Source organism: Nitrospira sp., assembly GCA_015709715.1.
In the GTDB taxonomy this organism is placed as follows: Bacteria; Nitrospirota; Nitrospiria; order Nitrospirales; family Nitrospiraceae; genus Nitrospira_A.
This window is the reverse complement of the sequence record CP054184.1, coordinates 531949-545795: the sequence shown is the minus strand read 5'-3', so window position 1 is coordinate 545795 and position 13847 is coordinate 531949. Positions and strand designations below refer to the sequence as shown.

At 60.3% G+C, this 13847-nt stretch carries 13 protein-coding genes; 12 read left to right on the top strand and 1 reads right to left on the bottom strand.

All coding sequences use genetic code 11. From position 1 onward, the window contains the following. The first annotated feature begins 9 nt into the window (after nucleotides 1-9). From HRU82_02525 to HRU82_02485, 9 genes are read left to right on the top strand one after another with little or no spacing between them, the layout of a single operon-like run. On the top strand, nucleotides 10-849 hold the full coding sequence (locus tag HRU82_02525; GenBank protein QOJ33890.1) for a hypothetical protein: 840 nt from the start codon (nucleotides 10-12) through the stop codon (nucleotides 847-849). Next, nucleotides 849-1244, top strand: coding sequence for a M15 family metallopeptidase (locus HRU82_02520; protein QOJ33889.1), 396 nt, complete (start codon nucleotides 849-851; stop codon nucleotides 1242-1244). The genes HRU82_02525 and HRU82_02520 overlap by 1 nt, the downstream gene beginning before the upstream one ends. Continuing rightward, the gene (locus HRU82_02515; protein ID QOJ33888.1) at nucleotides 1241-1453 is read left to right on the top strand and encodes a hypothetical protein; all 213 of its coding nucleotides are present in this window, start codon (nucleotides 1241-1243) and stop codon (nucleotides 1451-1453) included. Before HRU82_02520 ends, HRU82_02515 begins: the two co-directional genes overlap by 4 nt. Beyond that, nucleotides 1453-1644, top strand: coding sequence for a hypothetical protein (locus HRU82_02510; protein ID QOJ33887.1), 192 nt, complete (start codon nucleotides 1453-1455; stop codon nucleotides 1642-1644). Before HRU82_02515 ends, HRU82_02510 begins: the two co-directional genes overlap by 1 nt. Beyond that, nucleotides 1641-2042 (top strand): hypothetical protein, encoded by a 402-nt coding sequence (locus tag HRU82_02505; protein ID QOJ33886.1) that lies wholly within the window; start codon nucleotides 1641-1643, stop codon nucleotides 2040-2042. The genes HRU82_02510 and HRU82_02505 overlap by 4 nt, the downstream gene beginning before the upstream one ends. Next, nucleotides 2043-2912 (top strand): hypothetical protein, encoded by an 870-nt coding sequence (locus HRU82_02500; protein ID QOJ33885.1) that lies wholly within the window; start codon nucleotides 2043-2045, stop codon nucleotides 2910-2912. Then, nucleotides 2912-4342, top strand: coding sequence for a hypothetical protein (locus tag HRU82_02495; GenBank protein QOJ33884.1), 1431 nt, complete (start codon nucleotides 2912-2914; stop codon nucleotides 4340-4342). Before HRU82_02500 ends, HRU82_02495 begins: the two co-directional genes overlap by 1 nt. Then, nucleotides 4339-4935 (top strand): hypothetical protein, encoded by a 597-nt coding sequence (locus HRU82_02490; protein ID QOJ33883.1) that lies wholly within the window; start codon nucleotides 4339-4341, stop codon nucleotides 4933-4935. Before HRU82_02495 ends, HRU82_02490 begins: the two co-directional genes overlap by 4 nt. Before the next feature lie 9 nt (nucleotides 4936-4944). Continuing rightward, nucleotides 4945-5955 (top strand): hypothetical protein, encoded by a 1011-nt coding sequence (locus tag HRU82_02485; protein ID QOJ33882.1) that lies wholly within the window; start codon nucleotides 4945-4947, stop codon nucleotides 5953-5955. Here HRU82_02485 and HRU82_02480 read toward each other — a convergent pair. After that, a complete protein-coding gene (locus tag HRU82_02480; protein QOJ33881.1) occupies nucleotides 5952-6266 on the bottom strand; it encodes a hypothetical protein in 315 nt (104 codons plus the stop codon). The genes HRU82_02485 and HRU82_02480 overlap by 4 nt on opposite strands. Nucleotides 6267-6343: 77 nt before the next feature. On the opposite strand from HRU82_02480, the gene HRU82_02475 reads away from it, so the two are divergent. The 3 genes from HRU82_02475 to HRU82_02465 are packed head-to-tail and all read left to right on the top strand — an operon-like array spanning nucleotide 6344 to nucleotide 13694. Beyond that, nucleotides 6344-8218 carry a hypothetical protein gene (locus tag HRU82_02475; protein ID QOJ33880.1) on the top strand — a complete coding sequence of 625 codons (1875 nt, stop codon included), beginning with the start codon at nucleotides 6344-6346 and terminating at the stop codon, nucleotides 8216-8218. Nucleotides 8219-8225: 7 nt separating this feature from the next. Next, nucleotides 8226-11567: a transglycosylase SLT domain-containing protein gene (locus HRU82_02470; GenBank protein QOJ37087.1), complete on the top strand. Its 3342-nt coding sequence runs from the start codon at nucleotides 8226-8228 to the stop codon at nucleotides 11565-11567. A gap of 54 nt (nucleotides 11568-11621) precedes the next feature. Next, nucleotides 11622-13694, top strand: coding sequence for a hypothetical protein (locus tag HRU82_02465; protein QOJ33879.1), 2073 nt, complete (start codon nucleotides 11622-11624; stop codon nucleotides 13692-13694). Nucleotides 13695-13847 lie beyond the last annotated feature (153 nt).

Sequence of the window (13847 nt, the reverse complement as noted above, 5' to 3'; positions counted from 1 at the left end):
GGTGAAACCATGATGTTGGCATTGCTTTTGGTGCTTCTATTCCCGGCTCTCAGCCATGCCTCGGCGAATTGGCCCAATGAGCCGAATGGGGCGACTCAATTATTGGATTGCAACTTTTCGAGTACGCCTGGCGCGTGCGGCATTCTGGATGTCTACTCAAGTTCGATTCAGGCCACCGATGGGACGGCTCCTATTTCCGCGTCGGGCGTCGTGAAATCTGCCATCTATGCCGGGAATAGCAGCGGCGGAATGCAACTCAATTGGCTGACGAATGGACAGACGCTCTACACCGAACTGTTTGTTGGGCTTATGTGGAGAACAAATCCAGAATTTGAGGGGCGAACAGTAGGAAATAAAATGTTCTTCATCCGCGGCCCTGGATCCAACGGTGTGTTCTTGTTTGGGGGTAGTGCCTTGGTGGCGGGATCTGCCCCGATGATCTTCGCGCACAATTCGGGAACTCTCGACAATAGCCATGCTTGTGCGCTTGATCTTGGGCTTGTGTGTTATCCGAACGTGGGTTCCGGGTCTCTGACTCGCGGGACCTGGACCAAGCTCGAGGCGTATATCAAGAAAAGTACGACATGCACCTCGAGGGACGGCATTGTCCGATGGTGGATTAACGGTGTGCCGGCGGGAGCCTATACCAATCTCAATTATGGCTGTCAGGGATTGAACGAATGGGTCTGGTCCGAGACGTGGGATGGGACGGTCAATCCTGTGCCGACCGTCGAGTGGGCTCACTTCATCGACCATCTGCATGTGAGTACGGGGCCAGCGTCTCAACCGATTGATACCCCGGCGGGAGCGCCGGCCACACCAACGGGTTTTGTCCATGCGGGGCCCTAATGAGCCTCTCTGAACGACAGCAACGATTCAGCCATATGCTGGCCGACCAATTCGCCTGGATGAAAGCACAGGGGCTCCTGTGGACGCTGGGGGATGCCTGGCGATCGACGGATGAGTTGCTGTGTCCCCATTGCGCAACCGGGGTCTCCTATCAGGAACTCCTGAAGGCGAATGGACGGAGCAAGGTCCTGTTCAGCCGGCACAATGAGCGGTGTGCCATCGATGTGATCCTGTGGGTTGACGGGCAACCATCTAACCGGGGCGAACACTATCGGGCGATGGGCGAGCATTGGGAACAGTTGGGCGGGCGCTGGGGTGGGCGGTTTGGCGTTGATCCGGCGGACTATGCCGTCAAGGTGGGATGGGATCCTGGACATATGGAGGCGCGGGCATGATTTCAGGGATCGACGTGAATCATTTTCTCGGCTCACTGGCCGTCGCCATGCTGGGATGGATCATCAAAGGCGTGGTGTCGATCAACAGTCATCTGTCGCAGTTGAATGGGTCGGTTGGGACGCTGAAGGAGTGGGCTAAGAATCATGAAAAGCAGGACGATGAGCGGTATCACAACCTCATGTCGTCGGTTCACGATCGGAGGGATTGATGGATAGTAAAAAACTCTGGCCGTCCGTGATTGCGGTTTTAGGGATCCTGGCGAACACGTTCGCCGATCCTATTATGGCGTGGGTGGCGGCCCATCCGCAGGCGGCTACGAACATGAGCGCGATTCTCGCGATTGTAGCGAACCTGCTGCGGTCGCCGAGGGAAGTGAAAGCGCCGGACGGTGAGGCATGACATGGGCGGTGTGGCTGGGGCGGTTACTGCAGTGGCGGCTTTGGCGGCGAAGCTCTGGCACTACTTTGCCGGCGAACAAACCCGCGCCGACCGTCGCCTCGAAGACGCCGGCGAAGAAGCCCTTGCGCGGGCGCAAGTCGCGCGGACTGCTCATGAGCTTAATGCTGCCGACGCTGATTTGCAGCGCGTGCACGACGCTGCCCGAGCGGCCAGAGGCGAGTAAGGGGCGGCCCTGCTATCAGTGGGTCTTCACCAAGGACCAGGAGGCCTATGTGTACGAATACGGCCACATGGTGGCCCGCCTGGAGACCGAGCCCTATGACGCGGTGATTTCAGGATGGTGTGTGATGCGAAATAACGAACACTTTATGAACGATATCCGGAGGCTCAGTCAATAAATGGCTGTTGGGACTACGTTCGATCAAACGATCACGCGGGATGCGCTCATTAAGCGGGCCTACAAGGATATTGGGGCGCTGTCCGATGATCAGTCCTTGACGGGCGTTCAGCAGCAGGACGGCGAGCAGCTGCTCGGGATGATCGTCCGCGAATTGTCGGACGATGAGCTGTATATCCATTGCAAGATCACGCAATCCCTGACCTTGGCGGCGAACGTCTTCGCCTACACGTCGGCGAACGGGCTCCCGCAGTCGATGGTGGAGCTGCTGGCGGTCTCGTTTCGGGATCAGTCCGGCATTGATCATCCTGTCGACATTCTGACGCGCGAACGCTACGAGGCTATTCCGAACAAGATTTACAACGGCGATCCGCAAGCTGTGTTCCTGACGGACGAGTTGAGCATCGGGAGTCGGACTCTGTACGCATGGCCGGCGCCGAACACGGTCAATACACAAAGTGTCGTGACAGGGACCGATGCAAGCCCCTACAAGTGCCTGCGCACGCATCTGGCGGAATCGGTGAACCGTCCGATTACCGGAGCGAATTGGCGGCTGTACTGGGAGGCCGGCGGGAGCGGGCCCTCGGTCTGGGCCGCAGATACGACCTATACGGCTCCTGAACAGCTGCGCCTGACCTATGCGCGGCCTCTCTACGATTTCGACGGGGCGGCCCACAATCCGGATATTCCGCAGAGCCAGGCCCTTTTTCTGAGTTACCTGCTCTGTGCGCGCCTGGCGCCGTCGCATGGGAAATATGACCAGATCCCCATGTGGGAAGGGCTGGCGGATAAGGCCTTTACGAAAGTGTTCCGGCGAACCATGGTCAAGAAGTCGTCGCGTCCAGTGAACCGCGCAAGCAGGTACTACTAATGGGCGAAGTTAAAGAGGTCGATCTCCCGCTGTCTGGTCCTGCGCATGCCAACGTCGACGAAATCGAATTGGACGCGATCTCGGCGGCGGTCAATGACGCCTATGTCAACGAACTGGATCATACCGTCCGCCGGCCGGGACTTGAGGTGTTTACGGACCTGGGAACCGGTGCGCCGATCGACGGGATGTACTGGTGGGCCAAGAAGCGCAAGGTGCTGGCCGTGTCCGCCGGGAAAATCTTCATTATCAGCGACAGCGGGCAGTGGGTGGAATTGTCGGGCGGCTTCCAATATACGACGCCTGGGCGTCCAGTGATTTTCGACAACAACGGAGACACGGCAGTCCTGGCCTACGGGGGGCAGATGATCACCGCCTCGGGCGCCATGGGGTCGACGCATATCATGGTGGATCCGGACGCACCGACACTGGTGACGCATGTCGCGTACCTCGACAACTACATTCTCGCCATCCAAGACGGCAAGCTCTGGTACTGCGATGTGGGCAATCCGCTGTCCTGGGACGCGCTGAGTTTCTTTGCCATTGACGGCGCCGGCGACAACCTCCTGGCCATGTACACCGGCTTTCGAGAAATCATGCTGTGGGGCGAGGAGTCGACGGAGATTTGGTACAACGACGGGTCGCCCTTTACGCGGCTTCCGGGCGGATTCCTTGAGCGGGGGCTCGGCGCGGTTTATAGCATCGCCGCGAAAGTCACAAAATCGGCCTCAACCTGGCTGTGGCTAGATCAGAACCGGCGACTGGTCCACATGCAGAACCGGACACCGGTGGAGGTGTCGATTCCCTTCGATCGGATTCTCGGGAAATTCTCCCGGGTCGATGATTGCCAGACCTTCCTCCTGGAAGTCGAGGGCCAGCCGTTGTACGTGATGTCGTTTCCTAGCGAACAGCGCACGCTGGTCTACAACTACAAAAAGCAAGACTGGTACGAGTGGGGCTACTGGAACCAGGAACAGGGGAAATATCAGGATTACCGGGGTCGCTGTGCCTGCTATGCCGCAACCTGGGGCCGGCATTTGGTGGGGGACCGTGTGACGGGGCTGATTTATGAGGCGACACGGCGGGCGATGACGGATAACGGGAGTCCGATCCGGACCAGTCGCACCTCTGGGCATATTACCCATGGCACCTATAACCGCAAAAGCTCGAGCGAGACGCTGTACTACTTCAAGCGGGGTGTGGCCACAGCCGACGTGCCGAATCCGAAGGTGATGATTCAGAAGCGGCGGAACAATGGGCAGTGGGGCAACGAAATGCAGTACGCCTTGGGGGCTGTCGGCAACCATGAGTTTTTTGTGCGGGATCGGGGATCAGGGGAATATCGAAGTCTCCAGATCAAGGTCAGTTGCAGCGATGGGGTTGACTTTATCTTCGTCGGGGCAAAGGAAAAGGTGGAGGTGCTGCCCTCATGACCGTGCCATTACAGCCACCTCCGCGACTGTACGGGGACTCCCGGGACTGGCGAGAGCTGGAACAGTATCTGATCCGGATTCAGAAAATCTTTGCCGGCGGAGTGATTGACCATGGTGAGTTGTCGGGGCTGGCAGATGATGACCATAGCCAGTACGTGCATATCACGGTCGCTCGAACGATTGCCGCGCTCGTGACGTTTTCCCGGGGAGCGAATCCGCCGTTTGCAGTGGCTCCAGGGTCAACGAAGGTCGACAATCTGGACGTCGCAAAGCTGGACGGGAAGGACTGGGACAGTGCGCTGACGCTGACCGGGACCGTTCGCCATACCGGCTCACAATTTGCCGTCCTGGGGGCGGCGCTGGCTTCGCAGCAGGCCGCTTCGGCAAACTTGACCGATAACAGCGGGGGCACGGCGGATGACACCATTCAAGCCCTCCCGAATCCGGCCGATGCACCGGCCACGGCGGACGCGCTGCGGGATGATCTGGTGGCGAATTTGATTCCGGCCCTACGAAATGATATTGCAGACCTCACGGCAAAGGTGAATACGTGTTTAACTGTATTGCGCACATTTGGGTTTATCGGGGCATGAGGAGGGCGCATGGATCCGTTTAGTCTCTTAATGGCCGGCGGCGGGCTGCTGAATATGGGCACGTCGATCTGGTCCTCATTGATCGGCGGACAGTCCCAGCAGGAAGCGGCGGGGTATATGCAGGACGCGGCAATGGTGGCGCAACGCTCGCTTACCGGGTCTCGTGACCAGGCGCTCGCACTCCTCAGTCCCTTCATGCAGCACGGAGTCAATGCGGGCAATGCCCTGGCCCTCATGATCAACTCGCCCGACATGCTGCAGTTTCAGCGTGACGCACAGCGGGCCCAGTTGGTCGCGGAAATGAAGAAGTACGGGACGCCGACAGATTTAGCGAGCTTCCCGATCTTGACCGGACCGAAGGCCAGCGAGCGGCGACAGACGCTCTACCAGCAGGCCGAACTGGAACGGCAGAACAAGGTCAACGGCCTGGCGGCAGACCTCGAGGCCTTCGATGCACAAACGAAGCTCATGCAGGAGGCCTCCCGGAAGGCCCAAGAGACCGGCGGCGCCAACCTGCAGGCCAGTTCCTTGTACAAGTTCCAGGCGGACATTGGGACCGAGCAGATCAATAAGCAGTTGGCGGCGCGTGGCCAGTTCAACAGCGGGACCGGCCTCCGGACCTTGGAGCAATTTATCCGCGGCCTCGGCGCGGAAGAGACGCAACGGCAGACGGACCGGCTGTTTAGCCTGTACAACACCGGGGCCAATGCCGGGAACGCGGCGGCGAATCTCCTGTCAGGGTTTGCCGTACCGATTGCCGGCACTTTCAACCAGATTGGTCAGGCCCAAGCGCAAGCGGCGCTCGGGTCGGCACAGGCCACACAGGGGATTCTCCAGGGTGTGAACAACGCCGTGACGGGCACGGCCGGCGGGCTCATGAACTACAATCTGTTTCAGAATTTCTTTAAGCAGCGGAACGCGGGGACGGCACCGGCACAGGAGTCCTTTGCAACGCCGAAGGGCGGAGTGGTGTCATACAACGCGGGAGGAAATGACTTCCTTGTCAATGCACCATTCTAATAACACGAGGTATAGGCGCCGGCGGTGGAGCACGTTACCCCTCGCGGGACCACGATGGGCGCAACCGGCGCCGGACTCTGCAGGGTCGACATTGACGGCGCTTGGTGCATCTGTTGGGCCCATGCGGTGTTGCTCTGCATGGCGCCATAGAGGGCGATGCCTTCCGCGAGGTCATGAGAAGAGGATGGGGCGACGGAGCGGGTCGGTGCGGCATGGCGCGCGGCCTGCTCGTCCTGCATACGCATGTACGGGGTATAGGGATCGGCGCACCCGGCGACGACGAGGAATACAAGTAGCAATCGCGCGTTCATTTCGGCCTCCATGCTGGCGTTTACGACTAAGTATAGCACCGAGATAGCACCGAGACAAGAGGGACTCAATGGCTGAAATGCAGAACCTCGCACAGGCGTTTAATCCGTTGCAGATGATTCCGCTGATTCAGCAGCAGCAAAGGCTGGACCTGGAGCAGCAGCGGCTTGATCTGACGGACACGCACCAGGCGATCCAGAACCAACAGATGCTGATGCAGATGGGCAAGATTGCCCTCGATGAGCAGCGGGCCAATCTCAAAGAGGTGATTCCGCAGCTGCCGGTGGGTGAGGCCAAGCTCAAGGCCATGAACAAGATGTTGTCGCTCGGCGCCGGCCCGAACGAGAACCCCTATCAGCTGAGCATGGACGACCTGACCGTCGACGGGGCGCGGTGGGAAACGGCACTGACGAAAGCCGGCACACCGGAAGGCGCGCAAGCGTTCAAGGAGCTGCGCGCCAGCAACCCCGTTCTCGCGAAGCACCTGGACGAGGAGCTGCGCAAGAACTCCGCGGCGAAGGGATTCGAGACCCTCGGCAAGGAGGCGGGCCTTCCCGCGGGACCGGATGTGGCCAACGCGCTGGCGACGAGCGGACCGATGCAAAGCAAGGTCGGAGATACCCTGATCGAAACGAGGTTCGAGCGGGCCAAGGCTGACCAGATTGAAACGAAGAATAAGGCCATTATGGCGCAAGCAGCGGCGATTCGGATGGAAGCGAAGCAGCTTGAGGGCTACCGGACCGATGTCATGAAAGACTTGTCGATGTCGCAGGCCTTCACGAAGGAACTGGACGCCTTGGGGAAGGCCGAAAGCCCGGAGGCCAGGGCGGCGATTCAGGCCACACTGGAAGCGAATAACCCGCAGTTCAAGGAGTATATGGCCTCGTTGCCGGATCTCTATTTCCAGGCCCAACAGGGCGTGCTCAAGACCAGGCTCGGCGGCATGGAGGCGCGGCAGTCGACACAGAACTGGTACGACGCGCCGCCGGACGATGAAACGCGGACGAAGACCGAGGCCCTGGTGAGTGCCTTCGATAAGGCGATCCCGCTGACCGAAGCGCGGCAACGGTACTACGAGAACCCGACCACGGAGACGCGGAGGGCGCTGGAAAGTGAACTGCAGCGGGTCAATGCCCATGTGATGAATACCCTCAAAGAGAAGGATATGGGGCTGCAGGCGCAACGGCTGGAGCTGTCGAAGCAAATGGGCCAGATTGCGAGCGATCGGCTGCAGCTGTCGAAGAACAAGGACCAGCGGCAGGCCGACTATGATAGCAATGTCGTCAAAGCACAGGCCGATGTGCTCGAGCTGGGCCGCGATGCGAAGGAGGCGGACATTGCCAGGATCTCCCGGCAGTACGGGGTCAAAGTTGAAGACACGATCAAGGCCCTGGCGGATCCCTCGAAGAAGGGCAAGCTGACCATTGAGCTACCGAACACCACGCGCGCGGATGCGTACGAAGTGATCAATGCCTCCGACTCGGCGCTCGAGCTGACGGGCAAACTCCGGAACATTGTAAAGGAAAATCCGAACGTCGTCGGCTTGCAGGGCGCCATTCAGCGGATGGCGGCCGGCGCGGCTCAGCAGCTCGAGGACTTAGTGGGACGCGACAAGGACGCGGCGCGGTTCCTGAACACGAAGCCGGCGGACAAGTTCGAGGCCCTGCAGGAAATCCTCGTGTTCCAGGTGGCGCGCTCCATGAACGGGCGCGGGGTCCTGACCGAGCCCGATGTGAACGCGGCGCGGCGGGTGGTCGGCACATTGAAAGCACTGGGCGGCTCCGAGCAGCTCTTGAACAAACTCGATGTGATTGACGAATTTGTCAATTTGAACAAGTGGCGGGCGAGCAGTCTCCTGCAGGGCGGCGCAAAGCGGCTCGAGGGGAAGGGCGGCGGGAGTGTGGAGGCGCCACAGACGGCGGAAGATTTCTTGAACCTCTTGGGGGTGCAATGAACGGTTCATTCGCGTCACTCATTACAGATTCAGCCGGACGCTACGGGGTGGATCCAGCGTTGGTGTCGGCGGTCATTCACCAAGAGTCGCTGGCAATCCGGCGGCGATCGGTAGAGAAACGAAATATGGCACGGCAAAAGGGCTCATGCAGCTCCTCGATTCCACGGCGGCGGACATGGGTGTACGGGATCCGTTCGACCCGAAGCAAAACATTGAGGGCGGGACGAAGTACCTGTCGCAACTCTTGAACCGCTACAACGGGGATCAGACGATGGCGCTGGCGGCCTATAACTTCGGGCCGGCCAATGTGGATGCCGGCAAGAAGTGGCCACAGGAGACGCGGGACTATGTGACGAAGATTATGCACTCGCTGCGGTCTCCTGATCCGTCGATCGAAGAGGAACCGCAAGCACCCAAGCAAGCACCGACGATTCAAAGCGTGCTTGGGGATGCACGCTTTCTCGGTCTTCCGGAAGGCGAGCAGATGAAGGTCCTGCAGCGGCTCGATGCACGGTTTGCGGGACTGCCGGAGGCCGAACAGACCAGGGCTCTGACCATGCTCAAGGAGCGGGGCACGAAGTCGGCTGCGCCGACTGAGCCGACGGAGACCCCGAAGCCGGCGCGAAGCTGGTTGGAGAAAGCGGAAGTCACGGCCTCGGGCTTCAATGAAGGCGTGGCGGACTTTGCCGGGCTGCCGGTGGACCTGTTCAATGAGGGCCTGAAGATGCTCGGGATTCCCATGCCGGACAAGCCGGTGATGGGGTCAGCTTTTATCAAGAAATACATCATGCCGGAACCGGTCGAACCGCAAACTCCAGGCGAACGCATTCTCGCGCGGATGGGCAAAGAGATCGGTGCTAACGTGATCCCGCAAGCGGGGATTGCCAAGGCCACGGCAACCGCGGGGGCGCGCGTGGCAAAGGAGGGCGCTACGCAGCTTGCGGACCCGACCAAGATGGAAGTCGTGAAGAACCTCCCTGCCTTGATTGTGGAAGAACTGAGCAAGGTCCCGCCGGCGACGCTAGCCCTGGTAGAGACCGGACTCGCGGCCTCCGCCGGCCTGGGCGCCGGGGTGATGAACGAAATCTTTCCGAAGGGCGGGCCCATTGCCGACTTTATCGGGGAACTGATCGGTGGAGTCGGCCCATCGGCCACATTGGGGCTGATTCGGAAAAGTAAGGAGATGGCGACGGCCGCAGGGCGGAAGTTGTTGGGGCTGGAAACGGAGGACGCGGCTAAGGGACGGATCGGGGAGACGTTTAACAGCATTGCCGATGCTGAAAAGGTCAATGCTGGAGTGGACAAGGCCGAGAAGCTAAGCGCCGAGATTCCAGGATTCAAACCGACGACGGGGCAGGCGACCGGCGAGCCGGGGCTCATGCAAGCGGAGCGAGGCTTCGAGCGATCGGGCGCGGAACCGGGGGCGAAGTTTGCGAACCGGCGCGGCGACAACCAAGCAGCAGTGCGGGAGTATGTGGACGAAGCGGCGCCGAAGGGCACGGTGGAAGCCCTCACGGCCAAGGTGGACAAGGAAGCCGCACGGCGGGAAGGGCTCTTTGAAGTCGGCACGGCGCGGGCCAAGGCCAAGATCGATGCGGCGGAGGGGCGGCTCTCGCAAGCGACGGCACGCGTCGTTCAGGCGACTGAGCAACGCATGGCGGCGGCGGATCAGCGGGCCTCGGAGCGGCTGCTCGCGCTCAAGTCGAACCTGACCCCACAGCAGGCCGGGAAGATTATCCGGGACGAGTATCAGGATGAACTGGGGAAATTCCGCGCGGCCTCCGAAGCGGCCTATGACAGCCTGGATCCAACAATCCGTATGCCGATGCAGCCGATCCTGGACGCGGTCAAGCGGATTCGGGCGGGGTTCAACCCTCGCGTGGAAAGCGGCTCACGGGTGCCGGATGAGCTGTTAGGGCGAATCGAGCGGCTGGGTGTGGATGATGCGGCCCTCCCTGGTGAACTGACTGAACCCTATGACACGGTCAAGCGGCTCCGTTCGGAGATCCTAACGCAGATTCGAGAGGCGAAGGCCACGCGCAATGACCCCCTGGAGCGACGACTGAATCAACTCCTCGAATCGACCGACGGGACCATCGACAGCCTGGCGACACGCGAAGACCTGGCGGCACTGTACCCGGACGCGCATGCACAGATCCGGCAGACGGCCGAAGACTACGCCAAGGGCGCGCAGCGGCTCAAGGCAGGGATGGCGGACCGACTCCGTTCCAAGGATGTCACTGGGCGTTACCGGACCGTCGACGAGGATGCGGCCGACCTGTTCATGAAGGGAGAGGCCTCGATCAATGACTTTGTCGCGGCGATCGGCTCCAGGCCGGCGGCGCGCAATGCCCTGCAGGAGTCGGCCAAGCTGGACTTCTACCAGAGTGCAGTCGATGTGGTGAGCGGGAAGGTCAAGCCAGCCGCGGCGCTCAAGTGGATGCAGACCCATGAGCCGATGCTGAAAGAGTTCCCTGAACTGCGGGCTCAGTTTGCCGATGCGACGAAAGCGCAGCAGCTGGCCGACGACATGACGAAGACCGGGAAGGAAATTCTGAGCAACCCGGAAAAGTTCATGAAACTCACGCGGCCGGATTTGGCCGACCAGGTGGACGCGGCCGAGAAACATGCAGCTCGAGTGGCGGCGACAATTAACCGCACGAAAAAGGATTTTGAGAAGTCCACGGCGACCCTCTTCCTTGGGGAGGATGCAGACCGGGCCGCGGCGAAGATCGTCAACAGTCAGACGCCGGCGACCAAAGTCTCATCGGTACTCAAGATCGTGGGAAAAGATCCGGAAGCCCTGGCCGGATTTCAGAAAGCAATGTGGGATGCGTCGTTGGACAAGTTCGAGTCGAAGGCGATCGATTCCATGGGCAAGCCGATTCTGCAGGCGCGGAACATGAGAGAGTTCCTGCAAGAGAATCGGGACTGGATGGAAAAGGTCTTCGGCGCCGAACGCATGGCGCGGCTGGACAAGGCCAGCGAAGCCATGGAAATGCTCGAGCGCACTGGGCGCGTGATGGCGCCGGGCGGATCAGATACCGCGGCCAATCTCATGACCACGATGTCGGACCTGGGGCCGCTACTCTCGCGCTTCTACAGCCACCAGCGTGGCATCGTGTCCATGAAGTGGCTCTTGACGGAGCGAGTGGCGCGAACACTCCAAGGGCACTTCTCGAAGATGTCCGAAGCACAGGTGAAGGGGATCCTGGATCAGGCCTTCTTTGATCCGAAGGTCGCGCAAACCCTCATGCTCGCCGGCCGCGGCGCCGGGGAGCGATTGATTCAAACCCGGTTGCATACGCACCTCTTGAACATGAATCAACTCGACCCCAGCCAAGACTAACCGTTCCCGCCTCCTCTCTCATGAGACTCCGCGGGGTTTACCCAAGGAGTCTCCATGCATCGTTTGCTCTTGTCCCTGTTCCTGGTTCTCTTCTCCGTGGTGCCGGCCCTGGCCGACAACGGGCAATTCATCACCTTCGGGCCGTTCTTCGATAGCGGGGAGCTGCAGACCGGTATCAAGGTCTACCACTACGCGTCTGGGACCACGACGCTGAAACACTGTTGGTCCGACTATGAGAAGTCGACCACGGTTGCGCAGCCGATTGTGGCTGACGCAAACGGCATCGTGTCGATGTATTGCGAGGCCGGTGGGCTCTATAAGTTCCGGATTGATACCTCCGCCGATGTGACGCTCTACACGTACGACAAGGTCCGCGTGTCGAAGGACTTCGGGCTCGTCTTTCAGGTGGAGGATTACGCCAGCCTGAATACCGCGGTCAGTTCCATCGGCAGCACGGAGGCCACCTTAGCGATCAGCTCCGACCAGGCCGTCGCCTCCAATGTCACGGTGCCGCAGACCCTTCACCTGTGGTTCCTGCAGGGCGGCCGCCTGACGCCGGCTGTCAGTGTGACGGCCACGATTTACAGCCCGGATTCGGTGATTGCCCCTTGTACCCGGCGGATCTACTACGGTTCAGGAACGGTGAGCTTTACCACAGCCGGGCACGGGGTCTGCCCGGAGCATTGGGGGGCCGCGGCGGACAGTGTGACGGTGTCCGATTCGGCCTGGCAAGCCGCTCATGACAGTCTGCCGAGCGGCGGCGGACGGATCAACCCGGCCAGCGGGAAATATGTGTTGTCGGCGACGCTGAGCTTCACCAAGCCCATCATCATCGAAGGGCATGGGATGGAGGTCACGAAGCTGGAAATGAACAACGTCGCATCGGCTCGGCACGGTATCGCGACCACCAAGAGCCTGACCCTGCGGCACCTGGCCCTGCAGGTCGCCACCCCGCCCAGCGCGAACTACAACATGCGGGCGGTGAGTGTGGATAATGTCGTGACGGCTCACCAAAACGCGATCTTCGAGTATGTGAAGATCCGCGGGTTCAACTTCGGCATCTTCGCCGATGGCGGGTCCGGGTACAACCTGGACCAAATCGCGGTCCGGGGGAGTGATTGCCAGATCAGCGGCGCCGCGGCCACGATTGCGGAGTGCCTCGTCCCGGTCCGGGCGGAACTGCTCACCGTCGACGCGTCCCGATTCGATAACAACAATGTCGGGGACCATGCCCTCTACGCGATCGGGGTCAAGAGCATCCATATCCGCGGGAATACGTTTATCAATGCGGACGCCTCGGACGGCTCGAAAGCGATCAAGCTCGTGGGCTACGATGCCAGCGAAGCGATTACCTACCCCATTTGGGAGGTCACGCATAACACCATCACGAACAGCGACGGCGCATTCGTCGCCTATCCGAGCGGGACTAGCACGCTGCAACATCTCGTGTTCAGCGGAAACAGCATCCACAACATGACGACGACCTACGCGGGCGACTTCGCGGCGATCGAGACGACGCACTTCGATTCCTCCGTGATCGAAAACATTTCGATGACGGACAACAAGGTGGAAGACGTCACGAAGCGCGTATTTTACTTCCAGACCGGAGTCGGGGACACCACGCACAATATCGCCATTAGCCGCCTGTGGGTGAAGAACTGGGGCACCTCAAGCGCGGGGACCTTTCCGGTGATCGGCACCTCCAGCAACGGGACCGTGGGGACCGTGTGGCTCTCGGATATTTATGCCGATGGAGCCACGAACGGCCGCATGGTGATCCAGCAAGGCGCCCTGGACAATGTCACGCGGGTGATTACGCGGGGACTGATTGAGCTGAACACCACCAACAGCTCATTTCCGCTGCTGTTTACCGCGTCCGACACCACGCCCAGCGTGAGTTACGGGAACTGGTGGAAGACGCAGAATACCGGAGCGACCAACATCACCATGTTTGACAACGGCTACCGGGGGCAGGAAATCGTCGTGGAATGCGGCGAGTCCAACACCACGATCGTCGACGGCGGCAACCTGAAGCTGGCCGGCAACCTGTCCTGCACGGCGGACGATTATATCCGGCTCATTTTTGATGGGACCAACTGGAAAGAAATCGGAAGGAGTGTGAACTAATGCAGCCGGGCGGATTGAAGTATGATGACGGCAAGGTACGATGGGACCTACTGCCGATGGGCGCGCTCGAAGAAGTGGCAAGGGTCTACACCTTTGGGGTGAAGAAGTATGACGCCTGGAACTGGCGCAAAGGCCTGCTATTTAGCCAATGCG

Excerpts from the sequence above, each read along its gene's own strand:
- HRU82_02500 (QOJ33885.1), top strand. The coding sequence starts at position 2,043 with ATGGCTGTTGGGACTACGTTCGATCAAACGATCACGCGGGATGCGCTC.
- HRU82_02510 (QOJ33887.1), top strand. The coding sequence starts at position 1,453 with ATGGATAGTAAAAAACTCTGGCCGTCCGTGATTGCGGTTTTAGGGATC.
- HRU82_02465 (QOJ33879.1), top strand. The coding sequence starts at position 11,622 with ATGCATCGTTTGCTCTTGTCCCTGTTCCTGGTTCTCTTCTCCGTGGTG.
- HRU82_02515 (QOJ33888.1), top strand. The coding sequence starts at position 1,241 with ATGATTTCAGGGATCGACGTGAATCATTTTCTCGGCTCACTGGCCGTC.
- HRU82_02525 (QOJ33890.1), top strand. The coding sequence starts at position 10 with ATGATGTTGGCATTGCTTTTGGTGCTTCTATTCCCGGCTCTCAGCCAT.
- HRU82_02485 (QOJ33882.1), top strand. The coding sequence starts at position 4,945 with ATGGATCCGTTTAGTCTCTTAATGGCCGGCGGCGGGCTGCTGAATATG.
- HRU82_02475 (QOJ33880.1), top strand. The coding sequence starts at position 6,344 with ATGCAGAACCTCGCACAGGCGTTTAATCCGTTGCAGATGATTCCGCTG.
- HRU82_02505 (QOJ33886.1), top strand. The coding sequence starts at position 1,641 with ATGACATGGGCGGTGTGGCTGGGGCGGTTACTGCAGTGGCGGCTTTGG.
- HRU82_02520 (QOJ33889.1), top strand. The coding sequence starts at position 849 with ATGAGCCTCTCTGAACGACAGCAACGATTCAGCCATATGCTGGCCGAC.
- HRU82_02480 (QOJ33881.1), bottom strand. The coding sequence starts at position 6,266 with ATGAACGCGCGATTGCTACTTGTATTCCTCGTCGTCGCCGGGTGCGCC.
- HRU82_02490 (QOJ33883.1), top strand. The coding sequence starts at position 4,339 with ATGACCGTGCCATTACAGCCACCTCCGCGACTGTACGGGGACTCCCGG.
- HRU82_02495 (QOJ33884.1), top strand. The coding sequence starts at position 2,912 with ATGGGCGAAGTTAAAGAGGTCGATCTCCCGCTGTCTGGTCCTGCGCAT.